16 protein-coding genes are annotated in these 16,530 nt (G+C 69.0%); 8 read left to right on the top strand and 8 right to left on the bottom strand.

Going from position 1 to position 16,530, the window contains the following annotated elements; translation table 11 throughout:
• Positions 1 to 91: 91 nt before the first annotated feature.
• Positions 92 to 748: a maleylpyruvate isomerase N-terminal domain-containing protein gene (locus QF035_RS05480; RefSeq protein WP_307518606.1), complete on the bottom strand. Its 657-nt coding sequence runs from the start codon at positions 746 to 748 to the stop codon at positions 92 to 94.
• Positions 749 to 868: 120 nt separating this feature from the next.
• Here QF035_RS05480 and QF035_RS05485 point away from each other — a divergent pair, with 120 nt between their 5' ends.
• The 5 genes from QF035_RS05485 (at position 869) to QF035_RS05505 (ending at position 6,389) form a co-directional block, all read left to right on the top strand.
• Positions 869 to 1,411 (top strand): AAA family ATPase, encoded by a 543-nt coding sequence (locus tag QF035_RS05485; RefSeq protein WP_307518608.1) that lies wholly within the window; start codon positions 869 to 871, stop codon positions 1,409 to 1,411.
• A 418-nt stretch (positions 1,412 to 1,829) separates the two neighbouring features.
• Positions 1,830 to 2,405, top strand: coding sequence for a hypothetical protein (locus QF035_RS05490; RefSeq protein ID WP_307518610.1), 576 nt, complete (start codon positions 1,830 to 1,832; stop codon positions 2,403 to 2,405).
• A 143-nt stretch (positions 2,406 to 2,548) separates the two neighbouring features.
• On the top strand, positions 2,549 to 4,003 hold the full coding sequence (gene argG, locus QF035_RS05495) for an argininosuccinate synthase (protein ID WP_266756234.1): 1,455 nt from the start codon (positions 2,549 to 2,551) through the stop codon (positions 4,001 to 4,003).
• A 333-nt stretch (positions 4,004 to 4,336) separates the two neighbouring features.
• Positions 4,337 to 4,960, top strand: a complete 624-nt coding sequence (locus QF035_RS05500; protein WP_307518612.1) for a BlaI/MecI/CopY family transcriptional regulator — start codon at positions 4,337 to 4,339, stop codon at positions 4,958 to 4,960.
• Between the two features lie 496 nt (positions 4,961 to 5,456).
• Positions 5,457 to 6,389 carry a TauD/TfdA dioxygenase family protein gene (locus QF035_RS05505; protein ID WP_307530902.1) on the top strand — a complete coding sequence of 311 codons (933 nt, stop codon included), beginning with the start codon at positions 5,457 to 5,459 and terminating at the stop codon, positions 6,387 to 6,389.
• Positions 6,390 to 6,420: 31 nt separating this feature from the next.
• On the opposite strand, the gene QF035_RS05510 is transcribed toward QF035_RS05505, so the two are convergent.
• The 3 genes from QF035_RS05510 to QF035_RS05520 all read right to left on the bottom strand — a co-directional run bounded on the left by QF035_RS05510 (position 6,421) and on the right by QF035_RS05520 (position 9,705).
• Positions 6,421 to 7,005: a cysteine hydrolase family protein gene (locus QF035_RS05510; RefSeq protein WP_307518614.1), complete on the bottom strand. Its 585-nt coding sequence runs from the start codon at positions 7,003 to 7,005 to the stop codon at positions 6,421 to 6,423.
• 132 nt (positions 7,006 to 7,137) lie between these two features.
• Positions 7,138 to 9,189 (bottom strand): NAD(+) synthase, encoded by a 2,052-nt coding sequence (locus QF035_RS05515; protein ID WP_307518616.1) that lies wholly within the window; start codon positions 9,187 to 9,189, stop codon positions 7,138 to 7,140.
• Positions 9,190 to 9,267: 78 nt separating this feature from the next.
• Positions 9,268 to 9,705, bottom strand: coding sequence for an Lrp/AsnC family transcriptional regulator (locus tag QF035_RS05520; protein WP_307530903.1), 438 nt, complete (start codon positions 9,703 to 9,705; stop codon positions 9,268 to 9,270).
• Between the two features lie 114 nt (positions 9,706 to 9,819).
• Here QF035_RS05520 and QF035_RS05525 point away from each other — a divergent pair, with 114 nt between their 5' ends.
• Entirely contained in the window at positions 9,820 to 10,737 is a 918-nt protein-coding gene (locus tag QF035_RS05525; RefSeq protein ID WP_307518618.1) for an SMP-30/gluconolactonase/LRE family protein, read from the top strand.
• A 159-nt stretch (positions 10,738 to 10,896) separates the two neighbouring features.
• Positions 10,897 to 12,018 carry a hypothetical protein gene (locus QF035_RS05530; protein WP_307518619.1) on the top strand — a complete coding sequence of 374 codons (1,122 nt, stop codon included), beginning with the start codon at positions 10,897 to 10,899 and terminating at the stop codon, positions 12,016 to 12,018.
• A 22-nt stretch (positions 12,019 to 12,040) separates the two neighbouring features.
• On the opposite strand, the gene QF035_RS05535 is transcribed toward QF035_RS05530, so the two are convergent.
• Both QF035_RS05535 and QF035_RS05540 read right to left on the bottom strand, forming a co-directional pair.
• Positions 12,041 to 12,856 carry an SAM-dependent methyltransferase gene (locus QF035_RS05535; RefSeq protein ID WP_307518621.1) on the bottom strand — a complete coding sequence of 272 codons (816 nt, stop codon included), beginning with the start codon at positions 12,854 to 12,856 and terminating at the stop codon, positions 12,041 to 12,043.
• 159 nt (positions 12,857 to 13,015) lie between these two features.
• The gene (locus QF035_RS05540) at positions 13,016 to 14,269 is read right to left on the bottom strand and encodes an NAD(P)/FAD-dependent oxidoreductase (RefSeq protein ID WP_307518623.1); all 1,254 of its coding nucleotides are present in this window, start codon (positions 14,267 to 14,269) and stop codon (positions 13,016 to 13,018) included.
• Positions 14,270 to 14,442: 173 nt separating this feature from the next.
• Between QF035_RS05540 and QF035_RS05545 the strand changes: the two genes are divergently transcribed.
• Positions 14,443 to 14,967, top strand: a complete 525-nt coding sequence (locus QF035_RS05545) for a CGNR zinc finger domain-containing protein (RefSeq protein WP_307518625.1) — start codon at positions 14,443 to 14,445, stop codon at positions 14,965 to 14,967.
• 91 nt (positions 14,968 to 15,058) lie between these two features.
• On the opposite strand, the gene QF035_RS05550 is transcribed toward QF035_RS05545, so the two are convergent.
• Both QF035_RS05550 and QF035_RS05555 read right to left on the bottom strand, forming a co-directional pair.
• A complete protein-coding gene (locus QF035_RS05550) occupies positions 15,059 to 15,976 on the bottom strand; it encodes an AEC family transporter (RefSeq protein ID WP_307518627.1) in 918 nt (305 codons plus the stop codon).
• Positions 15,977 to 16,115: 139 nt separating this feature from the next.
• Entirely contained in the window at positions 16,116 to 16,496 is a 381-nt protein-coding gene (locus QF035_RS05555; protein ID WP_055616014.1) for a winged helix-turn-helix transcriptional regulator, read from the bottom strand.
• Positions 16,497 to 16,530: the final 34 nt, after the last annotated feature.

Genomic DNA, 16,530 nt, shown 5'->3' on the forward strand with positions numbered 1-16,530 from the left:
AAGAGGATTGTGCAAGCGGTCGCGAGGATCGCTCTATCGTTTTCTCGGGTCACGACGATTGAATGGAATTAACGGATCTCGTGGCACACGATCAGCCGAGGATGAACGGGAGTTTCGCGGCCAGTTCGCCCAGTTCGGTGTTCTCCGCGTCGGTCGGGGCACGCCGTCCGGTGCCGACCAGCAGCGCGTCCTTGTCGGAGAACGAAGCGGGGAACGCGGACCCGGCGATCTTCTCCAGCATCTCCCGGGACCGGGCGAGCCCCTCTGCGGGCGGTTCTGCCGCGTCCTGGAGGTGTGCGACCAGGTCGAGGTGGTGCAGCGTCCACTCAAGGACGTACGCGGAGAGGTAGTCGCCCGTGGTGAGGACCTGGTCGCGGGTGCCTACCCGGAGCCCCGGGTCAGCGAGTTCGGCGGAGCGACCGGCGGCGGAGCCGACGTCGTCCAGGTGGAACTTGAGCAGCCATGGCTCCCCGTACGCGGCGGCCAGCCGGACGGTCAGCGCGTCGAGCGGGTCGTCGCCGGTCGGTGGCGTTTCGGCGATGTCCCAGTAGGTCACCGCGTCGCGGGTCGGTTCCCCTTCGGCGGGAGTCACGAGGGTGATCAGGACGTCCTGAGCGTCGATGACCAGGTGGCACACCAGGTCCCGCACAAGCCACCCGGTACAGCCGGACGGCCGGGCGAAGTCCTCGTCCGACAGCTCGGCGACCGCCGCGCGCAACGCCGTCCAGGAGCGTGAGAAGAGATCCACCTCGGCAAGGTAGTGCGCTGCCGCGACGACGGACAAGCGCATTTGGACGGTCGGCCGGCTCGCACTCCGAGCGGAGACGTGTTGCCGGGGAGCGAAGGCGATATCGGTAGGGTGCCCCCGATGACGGGGGTCTCCTCCCCCACGCAACTGGTGGTGCTGCGCGGCAACAGCGCGAGCGGCAAGAGTTCGGTGGCCGCCGGGTTGCGCGAGCGGTATGGGCGGGGTCTCGCCGTGGTGAGCCAGGACACCCTCCGGCGCGATGTGCTGCGCGAGCGCGACATCCCCGGCGGCGCGAACATCGGCCTGATCGATCTGACCGTCCGGCACGCCCTCGAACACGGCTTCCACACCGTGCTGGAAGGCATCCTGTACGTCGCGCGCTACGGCGAGATGCCGGCCCGGCTCCTGGCCGACCACCCGAACCGCGCCCACTGCTTCTACCTGGACGTCCCCTTCGAGGAGACCCTCGCCCGACACGCCACCAAACCGATCGCCCACACGGTCGGCGAGAATCAACTGCGCGACTGGTACCGGCCGCTGGACCTCCTGCCGGGCGACATCGAGACCGTGATTCCCGCAGGCAACTCGCTCATCGAAACCGTGGATCAGGTCATGCACCGGTCCGGACTGGTCGCAGTGGCGAGAGCGCAGGGCACGCCCTGAGCGCCCGGGCGGACGCGCCGTCGGTGAGGCGCGCGCCGATGCCGGCGCGCCCTTGAGTGCCCCAACTCACAAGGTGCCCGGCCCCCCTCACGGAACAAGCGGGGACGGCCGGCCGTTCATCTGTATGTGGCTGCGGAGGGGACAGTGTCCCCGGGCCTCACCTCAAGCCCATGGGGACGATCGTTCGGCTGAAGCCCCATGGAGCACCCCGCCGAGAGGCGACCGCCCTCCGCACGCCACGGCCTACGGCCCCGGCTGGTCTCCCCCGTCCAGTCGGGGCTTTCCCCTGTGCACGGGCTCCTACCGCACGGCACGGACGCAGCGACTCCGGCGGCCCTGTCCACGGCCGCTGGCGGCGGAGCGGCTGCCGTGACAGGGTCGGCGTGATCGTGAACAGGTCGTTGGTAAGGGGAAGTTCGTGGACACGCAGATCTGGGACACGCTGGTCGAGTCGATGAAGAACGCGTACACCGCGGGTCTCTGCGAAGGGGCGGTGCCCCGCCCGGTCATCATGCCGCTGGTGCGCGGCGAACTCGTCGGTCTGATCCGGGTACGCCCCACCAGCGCCGGCCGGGACGCGCAGACCGGTATCGCCCAGCTCTCGAACATCGCCGCGGCGGCCGGAGCCGACGAAGTCGTCCTCGTCTGGGAGACCCACGACGTCGCGACCGCCTGTCAGCTGCCCGTCACCGGCCCGGCGCCCTGCCTGAACATGGTGCACGCCACGAAGGACGGCGGCCACGTGCTCCACCAGCTCCCGTACACCGAACAGGCTTCGCCCCACTCCCCCGAGGGCGAGGCGTCGGCCGCGCCCCACTGGCTTCCCGCGCCCGAGCCGCAGCCGGGCGGCGAACTGGTCCCGCCGATCCGGGCCGCCGTCGACTTCTCGTTCACTCCGCTGGAGATGGACCACCCCTCGCCCTTCGGGGTCACCGTCGTCCTGATGGAAGAGGACGGCTACAACATCCGCCTCACGGACACGTTCACCCCCTGACCTCAGCGCGGCCGCTCTGACATCACCGCGGGCCCCCGACAGCATCCGCGGTCCACGGGCCGTCCTGGGCTTTCCCGACCAGCGACAGAGGGCTGCGCCACACCGGCTTTGTATGATCATGCGCCATCGTGCATACTCTTCCTATGTCTAAGGTCCTCACCTCCCTGCCCACCGGCGAGCGCGTCGGCATCGCCTTCTCGGGCGGACTCGACACCTCGGTCGCGGTCGCCTGGATGCGCGACAAGGGCGCCGTCCCGTGCACGTACACCGCCGACATCGGCCAGTACGACGAGCCCGACATCGCCTCGGTGCCCGGCCGTGCGCAGGCCTACGGTGCGGAGATCGCGCGCCTGGTCGACTGCCGGGCCGCGCTGGTCGAGGAGGGCCTGGCCGCGCTCACCTGTGGCGCGTTCCACATCCGCTCGGGCGGGCGCGCGTACTTCAACACGACCCCCCTCGGCCGCGCCGTCACCGGCACGCTGCTGGTGCGGGCGATGCTGGAGGACGACGTACAGATCTGGGGCGACGGCTCCACCTTCAAGGGCAACGACATCGAGCGGTTCTACCGCTACGGCCTGCTCGCCAACCCGCACCTGCGGATCTACAAGCCCTGGCTGGACGCGGACTTCGTGACCGAGCTCGGCGGCCGCAAGGAAATGTCGGAGTGGCTGCTCGCCCACGGCCTGCCCTACCGGGACAGCACGGAGAAGGCGTACTCCACCGACGCCAACATCTGGGGTGCCACCCACGAGGCCAAGACCCTGGAGCACCTGGACACCGGTGTGGAGACCGTCGAGCCGATCATGGGCGTGCGGTTCTGGGACCCCGAGGTCGAGATCCTCACCGAGGACGTGACGATCGGCTTCGACCAGGGCCGCCCGGTGACGATCAACGGCAAGGAGTTCGACTCCGCCGTCGACCTGGTCATGGAGGCCAACGCCATCGGCGGCCGGCACGGCCTCGGCATGTCCGACCAGATCGAGAACCGCATCATCGAGGCCAAGAGCCGCGGCATCTACGAGGCCCCCGGCATGGCTCTCCTGCACGCCGCCTACGAGCGTCTCGTCAACGCGATCCACAACGAGGACACCCTCGCCCAGTACTACAACGAGGGTCGGCGCCTCGGCCGGCTGATGTACGAGGGCCGCTGGCTGGACCCGCAGGCGCTGATGGTGCGCGAGTCGCTGCAGCGGTGGGTCGGCGCGGCCGTCACCGGTGAGGTGACACTGCGGCTGCGGCGCGGTGAGGACTACTCGCTCCTCGACACCACGGGTCCGGCATTCAGCTACCACCCGGACAAGCTGTCCATGGAGCGCACCGAGGACTCGGCGTTCGGCCCGGTGGACCGGATCGGCCAGCTCACCATGCGCAACCTCGACATCGCCGACTCGCGCGCCAAGCTGGAGCAGTACGTCGGCCTCGGCCTGATCGGCACAGGCAGCCCCGCGATCGGCGCCTCCCAGGCCGCCGCGACCGGCCTCATCGGCACCATGCCGGAGATGCCGGAGGGCGGCGCCGAGGCCATCGCCTCCCGCGGCGAGGTCTCCGAGGAGGACGCGCTGCTGGACCGCGCCGCCATGGAGTCCGGTACGGACTGACCGTCCATGGAGGTGCACCGCACCACCGGAAAGGGCCGGCCCGACGCCAACAGCGTCGGGCCGGCCCTTTCCGTTCCACACACATGACAGACCGACTCGGCACGAGTGTCAGGCGACTTCGCATTCACCTTGAAGGTTGAAATTGAGACAGCACGTGAGGGAGGTGCTGACGCCACCTGAGTGCACTCTTCCCCAGGCATATGCAGCCCAAGGCAGTTGTGTCCGGGTCATGAATCCGCCGGACAAGCCTGGTCAGAGTGAGGATCATGGCGTGGATGATGCGAGTACCATCCGGCGTCAGCACCACACAATGCAGGAGGAGAGGTAGCTGCCATGTCCGAAGTCGAGTCAGCGACCACGGAACTCAAGACGCAGTACGCCGCTCAGGTGGCTGCGGACCTTGAGCGCAACACCAAGGAACAGGAACGTATCGGCGCCGAAGTGGCCGCGCTTCAGGAGCAGTTGAGTGCCCTGCAGCACGACCAGTCCCTGCTGGTGAACCTGCAGCGGACGCTGGGCGCGGAGAGCCTCGAAGCCGGTTCGAGCGAGGGGGAGGGTGTCACGGCAGCCAAGCCTTCGCTGCCGCGACAGGCCTCGACCGAGACCAAGTCGGGCAGGCGCAAGAAGGCGACTGCCGCCAAGCCGAAGAAGGCAGCAGCCAAAACCGCCGAGCCGAAGGCGTCCGCACCTGCGGCGAAGCTGCCCACCCTCGTGGAGCTGATCCACAACCACCTCGGCCGGCAGTCCGAACCGCGGTCCTCCGCGGAGATCAGCACCGCACTCGCCCAGGCCCACCCCGACCGCGACATCAAGCCCAAGGTCGTGCGCACCACGGTGGAGGGGCTCGTCGCCAAGGGCCATGTCCAGCGCACCAAGCAGGGCTCGTCCGTCTTCTACACGGCGGCCGAGACGCCTGCTGCTGACAACTCCGCGGAGCAGGAGCCGGTCACTGCCTGACCACTGCCTCGTCGGGGTGACACGTCTCACCCCACCGTGGGGTGCAGGCAGGTGGCACAGCGGCGGCCGGACGCGGCCGCCGCCCGGCGGACAACACAACACCGCCGGCCACCACACCGTTGCGGACAACAGGCTGACCCGCGATGCCATGTTGACAGCGCCCGGCGGAACTCACACACTCATCCGTATGACCGGACACTGGTTCGACACGACGGGGCCGCTGCGCGTCCCGGATCGGACCGGGTGCGAGCGCTCAGGCCGCTAGCGGGGCAGTTGCCGAGCCGTCGCTCGCCGCGCCCCCGCCCTGACAGTGCCGGTCTTCCTTCCTCACGGTCCGGATCGACTCCCACTTCCTCATGGCCCGGACGACTCCCGGTGCATGGTCGCACCGCGTCGCTGAACTCCTCCGTTCGCGGCAGGCGAGGGCACGTCTCCTGAGCAACCTGCCGTCTGCCACCGGAAGTACACGCATGAGGAGTTGGAAGCCATGACTGTCATGAGCGCCGGACCACAGATCACACTGCGCGAGGCCCGCGTACCCGAGGGCGGGATGTACGAGGGCGCGCGTGTCCTGCGCCGCCTGCCCGAGGGGCGGGAGGAGCGCCCGTACGAACACTTCGAGGTGGTGCCCCAAGGGCGCACGATCGGGGCGGAGATACGGGGCCTCAGTCTCGCGCGGCCGTTGGGAGACGCGCTGCGCGAGGAGGTGAACCGGGCGCTGCTGGAGTGGAAGGTGCTGTTCTTCCGTGGCCAGCGGCTGACATCCGTGCAGCAGCGTGACTTCGCCCGGCAGTGGGGCGAGCTGGAGACCAATCCGCTGCTCGCCCAGGGTTCCAGCGAGGATGTCGTCCGCTTCGACAAGGGCAGTGGATCCGCGCCCACCTTCGAGAACGTCTGGCACGCCGATGTGACCTTCCGCGAGCGGCCCGCGCTCGGTGCCGTGCTTCAGCTGCACGAGGTTCCGCCGCTCGGCGGGGACACCATGTGGGCCGACATGGCCGCCGCCTACGACAATCTGCCGCAGGAGGTGAAGGACCGCGTCGACGGGGCCACCGCCGTGCACGACTTCATCCCCGGCTTCGCCCGCTTCTACCCGCCCGAGCGGCTCGTACCGCTCCAGGACGTCTTTCCGCCCGTGGAGCATCCGGTGGTGCGCACCCACCCGGAGACCGGGCGGCGACTGCTCTTCGTCAACACCTCGTTCACCACCCGGATCACCGGCATGGACCGCGAGGAGAGCGACCGGCTGCTGCGCTACCTCACGCAGCAGGCCCATGTGCCGGAGTACCAGGTGCGGTTCCAGTGGCAGCCGGGCGATGTCGCCTTCTGGGACAACCGCGCGACCCAGCATTACGCGGTGAACGACTACGCACCGCACCCTCGGGTGGCGGAACGGGTCGCCATCGCGGGCGACCGGCCGTACGCATAGCCTCGCCACCCGGCAACAACGGGCTCGCCCCTCACCCCTCGGACACAGGTTCCTGTCCCGGTGCGAGAGCCTTGAGCCAGTCCTCGACGGCGACGACATCCGCCCACTGCGGGAACAGCTTGTCGGTGAGGAACCTGTGCACCTCGGGGTCGGTGTCCAGGCAGACGTCCGACAGGACGGTCAGCCCGAAGTCCAGGTCGTTGGCCTGGCACAGGGTGTACAGCACGACACCGCTGGTGGCGATGCCGGCGAGAACAAGGCTGTCGATGCCACGCGCCCTGAGCACCAGGTCGAGGTCGCTGCCCGAGAACGCGCTCCCCCGCCGCTTGGTGACCACGATGTCGCCCTTCTGAGGAGCGACATCGTGGTGGATCTCGGTGCCGGGGTCTCCCTCGGCGAAGAGGCCGGCCTCCACGGCAGCGGTGAGCGCCCTGTTGTGCGGGCTGACTTCGGGCTGCCCCGGCCGTAACCCGATGACCACGTAGATCACGGGAATGCCCGCCGCATGGGCGCCGTCGATCGCCTGCCGCAGGCGCGTCAGATATCCGGAGCCGTCGTCGGCGATGTCGACGATGACCTGTTGGACGTCCATCACGAGGAGAGCGGTGTCGGCCATGCGCGCGGTCCCTTCTGCTCTTCAGTGGAATCAGGAGCAAGTCTGGGCAATCGGCCGGGCCATGGTGGGCGATTCCGGGGCTCTGTCCGCGGTTCCGAGGTTCGCCTACTCTCCCTTGGACCCGAGGTTCGCCTACTCCCCTTCCGGCTTCTGTGGAGCGTCCCAGCGGGCGAGGTCCCTGAGCCAGACCGCCGCCGTGCTGTCCGACGGGGCGCGCCAGTCGCCGCGAGGTGACAGGGAACCACCGGCCAGGACCTTCGGCCCGTTCGGCATGGCTGAGCGCTTGAACTGCGCGAACCCGAAGAAGCGGCGGCAGAAGGTCTCCAGCCAGTGCCGGATCTCCTGCAGGTCGTACGCCGTCCGCTTGGCCTCGGGGAATCCCGGCGGCCATACACCGGCGCCCTGGTCGTGCCATGCGTGCCAGGCCAGGAAGCCGATCTTCGACGGCCGGAAGCCGTGGCGCAGGATGTGGAACAGGGTGAAGTCGTGCAGCGCGTACGGGCCGATCTTGGACTCCGTGGACTGCAGTTCCTCTCCCGGCACGAGCTCCGGGCTGATCTCCGTGTCGAGGATCGCGGCCAGCGTCTCGTTGGTCTCCTCCTCGAACTGACCGCTGCTGATGACCCATCGGATCAGGTGCTGGATCAATGTCTTCGGGACACCGGAGTTGACGTTGTAGTGACTCATCTGGTCACCGACGCCATAGGTGCACCAGCCGAGCGCCAGCTCGGACAGGTCACCGGTGCCGAGCACGATGCCCCCGCGCTGGTTGGCCAGCCGGAACAGATAGTCGGTGCGCAACCCGGCCTGCACGTTCTCGAAGGTCACGTCGTACACCGGCTCACCGGCGGAGAACGGGTGCTCGATCTCCTGGAGCATGAGCCGGGCCGTCGGCGTGATGTCCAGTTCGGCGGCGGTGACTCCGAGCGAACGCATCAGCTTGTGCGCGTTGCTCTTGGTGCCCTCGCTGGTCGCGAAACCGGGCAGGGTGAAGGCCAGGATGTCGCTGCGCGGGCGGCCCGCGCGGTCCATGGCCCGGGCGGCGACGATCAGCGCGTGCGTGGAGTCGAGGCCGCCAGACACACCGATGACGACCTTCGGGCCGCCGATCGCCGCCAGTCGCTGCTGCAGGCCGGTGACCTGGATATTGTACGCCTCGTAGCAGTCCTGGGCGAGGCGGCTGGGGTCGGCCGGTACGAACGGGAATCGCTCGACCCTGCGACGCAGTCCGAGGTCGGTCGCGGGCGGGTCGAGCCGGAACGACACGGACCGGAAGCCGCTGGTGCGCGCGGCGTGGGTGCGGCGGTTGTCGTCGAACGTGCCCATCCGGGCGCGGGCCTGCCGCAACAGGTCGAGGTCGACATCCGCCACCGCGTACTGGTCGTCGAGCGGGAACCGGTCGGTCTCGGCCAGCAGTTCACCGTTCTCGTAGATCATGGTCTGGCCGTCCCAGGACAGGTCGGTGGACGACTCTCCCAGTCCGGCCGCCGCGTAGACGTAGGCGGCGAGGCAGCGGGCGGACGCGGCGCGGCACAACAGCCGCCGGTCCTCGGCCCGGCCGACCGTGATCGGGCTGCCCGAGAGGTTGAGGAGGACGGTCGCTCCGGCCAGCGCCGCCTCCGCACTCGGGGGCACCGGCACCCACATGTCCTCGCAGATCTCCGCGTGCAGTACCAGGCCGGGGACGTCCTCGGCCGCGAAGAGCAGGTCCGTGCCGAACGGCACGGTCGCTCCGCCGACCTGGATCGTTCCGCCCCGCTCGTCGTCGCCCGCGGCGATCTGCCGCCGCTCGTAGAACTCGCGGTAGTTCGGCAGGTAGGACTTGGGCGCGACACCGAGGATCCGCCCGCGGTGCACCATCACCGCACAGTTGTAGATGCGGTGGCGATGCCGCAGCGGGGCACCTACGACGAGCACCGTCAGCAGATCCGCCGACCCGGCGACCACGGTCTGGAGCGCCTCCTCGACCTCGTCGAGCAGCGCGTCCTGCAGCAGCAGGTCCTCGATCGAGTAGCCGGACAGGCAGAGTTCGGGGAACACGGCGACGGCGACCCCGTCCTGCGCACATCGGCGGCCCTGTCGCAGGACCGCCTCCGCGTTGGCGGGCGGGTCGGCGATGGCCGCATGGCCGGTGCACGCGGCGATCCGCGCGAAGCCGTGCTGGTAGATCGACCAAAGATTCACGATTTCGAAGTGCCCTTTCCAGCAATCAGTTTCACGATGGGTGCCTCCCGGCACCCGACAAGCATCGGCCCGGCACCGTCAGTCGGCACCGACCGGCCGTTCGAAGAATGTCTCCAGCACGACCGTCGCATGCGTCCCACTCACGCCCTCGATCTCGTAGAGCCGCCGCAGGACGTCCTGCAACTGCTCCGTGGTGGCCGTGCGCACCTTCACGAGGACGGACGCCGTGCCCGCGATGACGTGGGCTTCCTGGATCTCGGGGATGGCGGCGAACGATTCGGACGCCTCCCCCATCCAGGCCGACGAGTCGACCATGACGAAGGCGAGCACGCCCCGCCCGAGGGCGGCCGGGTCGACGTCCACGGTCGTACGGCGGATCACGCCGCGTTCACGGAGCTTACGTACACGATCGTGAGCGGCACCGGCCGACAGGCCGACCGCCCTGCCGAGCAGCGCGTAGGCCTGCCCGGCGTCGCGCTGCAGCTCCGCGATCAGCGCCCTGTCGACGTCGTCCACGATCCCGTTGACCATCCCCATACCCCAACCATATCCCGTTCGGTCATATTAGGATCACGGCGAATGACGTTCAGATCCGCATGACGCTCAGCTCCGCACGGAGAGAGGTTGGCCATGTCCGGCGAGATTCTCAACAACCTGTACGAGGTCCTGGATGAGCGCTTTCGCACCGGTCGGTGCGCGAACGGCGACGCGCGTCTGGAGCAGTTGTACTCCGACTGCCGCTGGGCCGAGGGGCCGCTCTATCTGCCCGCCTGGCGGCAGCTGATCTGGAGCGACATTCCCAACGACCGCCTGCTGCGCTGTGACGAGACGACGGGCGCGATCGGGGTCTTCCGTTCCCCGGCCGGACACGTCAACGGCAACACTCTCGACCGCGAGGGCCGGCTGGTGAGCTGCGAGCAGGGCAACCGCCGAGTCACCCGCACCGAGCACGACGGCCGCGTCACCGTGCTCGCCGACCGCTTCGAGGGCAAGCGGTTCAACAGCCCGAACGACGCGGTCGTACGCTCCGACGGCTCCGTCTGGTTCACGGACCCGGACTTCGGGATCACCAGCGACTACGAGGGGTTCCGCGCCGAGAGCGAGATCGGCAGCTGCGACGTCTATCGGATCGACCCCGTGACCGGCGGGATCCACCGGGTCGCGGACGGCTTCGGCGGACCGAACGGCCTGGTCTTCTCGGGGGACGAAAGGCAGTTGTACGTCGCCGACACGAAGGCCGGACAGATCCGCGTCTTCGACGTGCACGAGGATCGCACCCTCTCGGACGGCAAGGTGTTCGCCCAGCACACCGAGGGCGGCTTCGACAACATCCGCTTCGACGACGAAGGGCGACTGTGGGCCGCCGCGTTCGACGAGGGCGTGCACTGCTACGACCCCGACGGCACCCTCATCGGACGACTGCGCGTGCCCGAGCCGGTCTCCAACATCGCCTTCGGCGGCCCGAAGAACAACCGTCTCTTCATCACGGCCACGACCTCGCTCTACTCACTCATGATGTCCGTGACGGGCCTGCCCCGGGGGCGGTGAGGGCCGTACGACTTCCCGGCACACCCACTCCAAGGCGTCGGCCGGGGTGTTTCGGCCGATTCCCGACGGGCCGCGAGATGCTCACCTCCGTGCATTGACCTCTTCGGCGTACTGCCCAACGGTGGATCCTCCCTACTCGGCACAGGAAGGGAAGTTCCCGTGCGAAGACGGCACTTCGTCAGTGGATTGATCGGCACCGCGGCAGGATTCGGGCTGACCACGGCGGCCGGGCCGTTCGCGGCCGCCCGCAGCGCTGCCGCCGCCGCGTTTCCCCCGGGCTGGCAGCCCGTGCCCGTGCCGAACGGGCAGGAGGCCGCGCAGTTCGTCGACGTGGCGGCCGCCGGGCCGGAGCTCGCGTGGGCCGTGGGCGAGGAGGGCCGGAACGGCTCCACACGGGGCAGGCCGCTGGCGATGGGCTGGGACGGTACGGCGTGGACACGGACCGGCCTGGACCATCTGGACTTCGCCGGACAACTGCGTTCCGTCGCGGGCAGCTCCCCCGACGCGGCGTGGGCCGTCGGCACCGACACCTCCGGGCACGGGCACCTGCTGGCCTGGGACGGCGTCACCTGGCAGGAGGTGGCCTACCCGGGGCAGGAGGACACCGGGACCGAACTCACCGGCGTGGCGGTCGCCCCCGACGGGCGGGCCTGGGTCTCCGGCCGCAACAGTGACGGGCAGGGGCTGCTGCACTGGAACAAGCGGGAGTGGCGCTGGTGCGCGCTGCTGCCGAGCACGGTGACCGAGGCGCCGTCGGGCGTCCACCGCACACCGGGTGGCGAGATATGGGTGTACGGAACCGGTGTCGTCGCTCGCTGGGACGGAGCCTGGACCGAACTGCCGCCGCCCACAGGGCTCCGCTTCGGCGTCACCGGGCTTCTCCCCTGCGCCGACAACGACGTCTGGCTCACCGGCTACGACTACGGGGTCGGCGGGCCGCCCGGAAAGCCCCCGAGCTGCGTGCTGCGGCACTGGGACGGCACCACGTGGAGCTACGTCACCCCGCCGTTCACCGTCGGCCTGCTCAGCGGCATCACCGGCGACGACCAGGGGCGGCCGGACCGTATCGCCGGCTGGGACTTCTGGGACCAGACACGGGCGCACTATCTGCGCTGGGACGGCACGGCCTGGGTGAGCGAACGAGGTCCGCTCGCGACGACACCGGTCGTGCTCAACGCACTTGCCCGGATACCCGCAACCGGCGAGTACTGGTCCGTCGGCACGACCTCGTCCTCCCCCTACCCACCCGCGCAAGCGCGCGTGGAGCACTTCGGCCCCTGAGGCACGCCCGTACAGCCGACGGTCACGGCTTACGGGCGAGGCCGCCGTGCTCGCCGACGGGTTCGGGGGTGGCAGAGGTGGGTTCCGGGCGCCAGAGGGGGACCGAGACGACCCCGGGCTCGATGAGTTCCAGACCGTCGAAGTACGCCGTGATCTCGTCGACGGTACGCAGGTTGTACGGGACGGCGCCGCTTTCGTTGTAGGCGTCCTGGGCCTGCTCGAAGACCGGATCGATGCCCCGTGAACCGTCGTTGATGGAGAGGTGGCTGCCGGAAGGTAGCGCGTCCATCAGGCGGGTGACGATGGAGCACGCCCGGTCGTGGTCGGCGACGTGGCCCAGGATGTTACTCAGGACGAGGGCGGTGGGACGGGTGAGGTCCAGCGTCTCGGCTGCGGCCGCCAGGATGCGCTCCGGGTCCAGCACGTCGGCGTCGACGAAGGCGGTCGCCCCCTCCCGGGTGGAGTGGAGCAGGTCGCGGGCGTGTGCCACCACCAGCGGGTCGTTGTCGACGTAGACGATCCTGGACTCCGGCGCGATGCGCTGGGCGACCTCATGGGTGTTGTCAGCGGTCGGCAGACCGGTTCCGACGTCCAGGAACTGCCGGATGCCCGCCTCGGCGACCAGGTACGTGATGTTGCGGCGCAGGAAGGCGCGGCTGCTGCGGGCGATGGTCACGATGCCGGGGAAGACGGCGGTGTACGCGTCGCCGGCCTCCTGGTCCACGGGGTAGTTGTCCTTGCCGCCCAGCCAGTAGTTCCAGATCCGCGCAGAGTGCGGCACCGAAGTGTCGATCTTCTGATGCGCCTCGGGTCCGGGCGTCGTCGCGTGGTCGGTCATGAGTGCAGCCCGTCTCTCGGCCGAGGCGTGGATGGTTCACCGGACAACGTACGTCCCAACTGGCCTGGTGCGTAGACCAGTTCACGTATCCCACAGGTTCGGGCTGTGGCTTTCGTGGAGTGGCTGGGCGGGGCTGGGTTGGGCAGGGCGGGACGCGGATCACCCGGCCTTCCAGGCAAGGCCCTTGAGCATGCCGTGCCAGTACAGGGCGGGAAGGCCGTAGCGCTTGAGCAGCCACATGTCCCGGCGTTCCTCGGTGGTGTCGACCAAGGGGATGCTGGGGGCGGGGCGCAGGTCGTAGTCGAACTCGGCGAGCAGCATCCTGTCGCGGGCCGTGACCAACGGGCAGGAGGTGTAGCCGTCGTAGCGGCACAGGTCACGGCGTTCGCCCTTGGGATCGGCCTCGATCTCGGCCAGCAGGTTGGCGACCACGACGGGGGCCTGCTTGCGGACGGCGGCGCCAGTCTTGGAGGTGGGCAGGTTCGCGACGTCGCCAAGGGCGAACACATTGCGGTGGCGCGGGTGTTGAAGGGTGTACTTGTCGACCTCCACATAGCCGTACGGACTGGTGGGATCGGCGAGCGGGCTGTGCTTGACCCAGTCGGGGGCACTCTGCGGCGGGACGGCGTGGAGCAGATCGAAGCCGCGGGTCTCCTCGTCGCCCGTGGAGTGGTTGGCCACGGTCAGCCGACGGGCAGCGCCATCAACAGAGGTCATCTCCGAGTTCAGTCGCACCTCGATGCCGTAGCGGTCGGCGACCCTCTCCAGGGCCCGGCGCCAGACGGGTACGGCGAACATGGAGTCCGCGGGCAGGACCAGGACCACTCGGATGCGGTCCAGAACACCTTGCCTGCGCCAGTGGTCGGCGGCCAGGTAGGCGATCTTCTGCGGGGCGCCGCCGCACTTGACCGGGCCGGTCGGCTGGGTGAAGACCGCGGTGCCCGAGCGCAGGCCTCGAATCAGTTCCCAGGTGTACGGAGCATGCGCGAAGGAGTAGTTGCTGGACACAGCCCCGTGTCCGACGGCTGTGTCCAGGCCGGGAACTGCGTCCCAGTCCAGCTGGAGACCGGGAGCCATCACCAGGTGGTCGTACCCGATGGTGCGGTGCTCGGTCGTGGTGACCGTCCGCGCCTCGGGGTCGACGGATGCGGCAGCCTCGCGGATCCAGCACACCCGCCTCGGCATCACGGAGGCCTCGGGGCGGCGGGTGATGTCCAGCGGGGCCTGACCGCCGCCGACCAGGGTCCACAGCGGCTGGTACCAGTGGGTGCTCGCCGGTTCGAGCACCGCGACGTCGGTGACACCGGCTCGGCGCAAGCGTGCAGCGACGGTGATACCGGCGGTGCCGCCTCCGACGATCAGCACCCGGTGGCGCCTCCGGGCGGAACGGCGGGCGGAGGACGTGGATGGCATGAAGGACTCCTCACGATCTTCACGCTATACCCCCGTAGGTATTTTCGAGAGTAGGCGACACCGGCCGCCAGAGCCAATACCGGACCGCCAAATCACCTGACAGGCAAGGCAGTTGACGAATCTGAGCGCCCTCGGTTACGACCCCGCCGCAGGGTCTGTGCTGTAATGCTTGAGTGCAGTTTGAGCATGACAACATGGTCGGTGTCCATCTGGCCGTGGCCCTGGTGAATCTCGAATCGAGCGGCCCGTGGACGCCCGAGGCGCTGGAGCGGGCGCTGCGGGAGCATCAGATCCGTCGTCCGCGGGTGACTGCTGCCGCCGGTGAGGAGATCCGGGCGTGGTCGCGGCGGTTGAGGCCGGTCTTCGAGGCGTCCTCGCAGACCGGGCTGTGCCGGACCATCAACGCGCTGCTCGCGGACGGAGCCGGAAGTGTGTATCTGACCACGCACGACGAATTGCGGCCACATCTCCACTTCGCTCCGGACGGCCAGGACCTCCAGAGCCGTGTGAAGGCCGTGACCGCGGGAGGCCTGGCCATCTTCACCATGGAGGCCGAGGGGGAACGGCTGGGCGCATGCGCACTCGACTCCTGCCGGACCGTCTTCGTGGACACCAGCCGCAACGGCCGCCGCGCCTACTGTCGCGCGCGCTGCGCCAACACGGACGCGGTGCGGCGCCACCGTATGAAGCAGGCCTAATCCGGTCGGCGGGCCCGGATTGCCTTCCCAGAAGGGCAGGAGCGGCGTTCGGCAGCCCCCTGTCCGCCTCTCCCCAGCCGCCGGGGCGGCCCTACGCCGGGACCAGTGCCACGACGAGCGGGACGGCGGCGATGCCCAGGAGCGTCTGCGTCGCGGTGATCCCGGCCATCAGCGGTGCGTCGCCGCCCAGTTGCCTGGCCATGATGTACGACGACGATGCCGTGGGCAGGGCCTGGAAGAGTACGGCGATGATCAGCGCGTGGGAGCCCAGGCCTACCACTTGAGCCGCCAGGAAGGTCGCGGCCGGCATGAGCGCGAACTTGGCGGACGAGGACGCGAGGATGGGTGCCGTCCACGACCGTGCGGCGCCGAAGCGCAGGGCGGCACCGATGCACAGCAGACCCAGCGGCATCGCGGCCGCACCCAGTGCCTGGATCGCCGGTGCGATGCCCGGCGGCAGGCTCAGGTCGAGGGCCTGGAGGAGGATGCCTCCCGCGCAGGCGAGGATGAGCGGGTTGGTCACCAGCTGTTTGACGACGCCCGAGAGGCTCGGGCGGGCGCTGCCGAACCGTGCGAAGACCAGCACGCACAGCACGTTGACCGTCGGCACGATCGCCGCGTTGCAGACCGCGGCGAAGGCGATGCCTTTGGTGCCGAACAGGCCGCCCGCGATCGTCACGCCGATGTAGTTGTTGAACCGGATGCTGCCCTGGAAGACCGACGTGAACGCATCGTCCCTCAGCCGCAGCATGGGCCTGCACGCGACGACCAGCACGGCCACGGCCACCGTGGAGGCGATCAGAACGGCGGCCAGGGCACGCACAGGCAGATCGTCGGTGTCGGCGGTCGCCAGACTGTGCAGGAACAGCGCGGGCAGCAGAACGCGATAGCTCAGCCGCTCGGCTTCCGGCCAGAAACTCTCGGCTGTGATCACCGTTCGCTTGAGCGCGTAGCCCAGCGCGATGAGCAGGACGACCGGAACGAGCGCCTTGATGGTCAGTGCGATCACGCCGGCGCCCCGTCCGGAGTGGCGACGTCGGCAGAGAAGTCAGTGGCCTGGGTACTGGGAGTCGTACGGCGCATACCGACAGGCTGATGTAACACCGCGAGGCATGACAACCATTACAGAACGCGCGCAAACCCCCTTGTCAGCCGTCGAAGCTGCGGCGAGAGGCCTCGATGTGACCGAAGTACCGGTGGGTCCAGTCACACATTCCGTCCACCGTCGCCCGTAGGCCCTGGCCCGGCTCGGTGAGGGTGTATTCGACCCGGGGCGGCACGGTGGGGTGCACCTTCCGGTCGACCAGGCCGTTGCGCTCCAGCATGCGCAGGTTCTGCGTGAGCATCTTGTGGCTGATGCCCTCGACCTCGTCCCTCAGCTCGCTGAAGCGCAGGGTGCGCTCACCGAGGGACTCGATGATCAGGAGCGCCCACTTGTTGGCGACGTCCGAGAAGATCTCCCGCGCCAAAGAGTCCGCGCGCGTCAGGTCCGCTTCGTCCGGCGAGTCGCTGAACTGCTTGGTCACCATCAGGTTCCCCAGTCACTGAAAAGTGCGTTCTTCC

The sequence above is a fragment of the Streptomyces umbrinus genome (assembly GCF_030817415.1).
Lineage (GTDB): Bacteria > Actinomycetota > Actinomycetes > Streptomycetales > Streptomycetaceae > Streptomyces > Streptomyces umbrinus_A.

What these genes read in the sequence shown, in the direction of transcription:
- QF035_RS05525 (WP_307518618.1), top strand. Translation starts at nt 9,820, where the DNA reads ATGTCCGGCGAGATTCTCAACAACCTGTACGAGGTCCTGGATGAGCGC.
- QF035_RS05535 (WP_307518621.1), bottom strand. Translation starts at nt 12,856, where the DNA reads ATGACCGACCACGCGACGACGCCCGGACCCGAGGCGCATCAGAAGATC.
- QF035_RS05500 (WP_307518612.1), top strand. Translation starts at nt 4,337, where the DNA reads ATGTCCGAAGTCGAGTCAGCGACCACGGAACTCAAGACGCAGTACGCC.
- QF035_RS05510 (WP_307518614.1), bottom strand. Translation starts at nt 7,005, where the DNA reads ATGGCCGACACCGCTCTCCTCGTGATGGACGTCCAACAGGTCATCGTC.
- QF035_RS05505 (WP_307530902.1), top strand. Translation starts at nt 5,457, where the DNA reads ATGAGCGCCGGACCACAGATCACACTGCGCGAGGCCCGCGTACCCGAG.
- QF035_RS05485 (WP_307518608.1), top strand. Translation starts at nt 869, where the DNA reads ATGACGGGGGTCTCCTCCCCCACGCAACTGGTGGTGCTGCGCGGCAAC.
- argG (WP_266756234.1), top strand. Translation starts at nt 2,549, where the DNA reads ATGTCTAAGGTCCTCACCTCCCTGCCCACCGGCGAGCGCGTCGGCATC.
- QF035_RS05540 (WP_307518623.1), bottom strand. Translation starts at nt 14,269, where the DNA reads ATGCCATCCACGTCCTCCGCCCGCCGTTCCGCCCGGAGGCGCCACCGG.
- QF035_RS05555 (WP_055616014.1), bottom strand. Translation starts at nt 16,496, where the DNA reads ATGGTGACCAAGCAGTTCAGCGACTCGCCGGACGAAGCGGACCTGACG.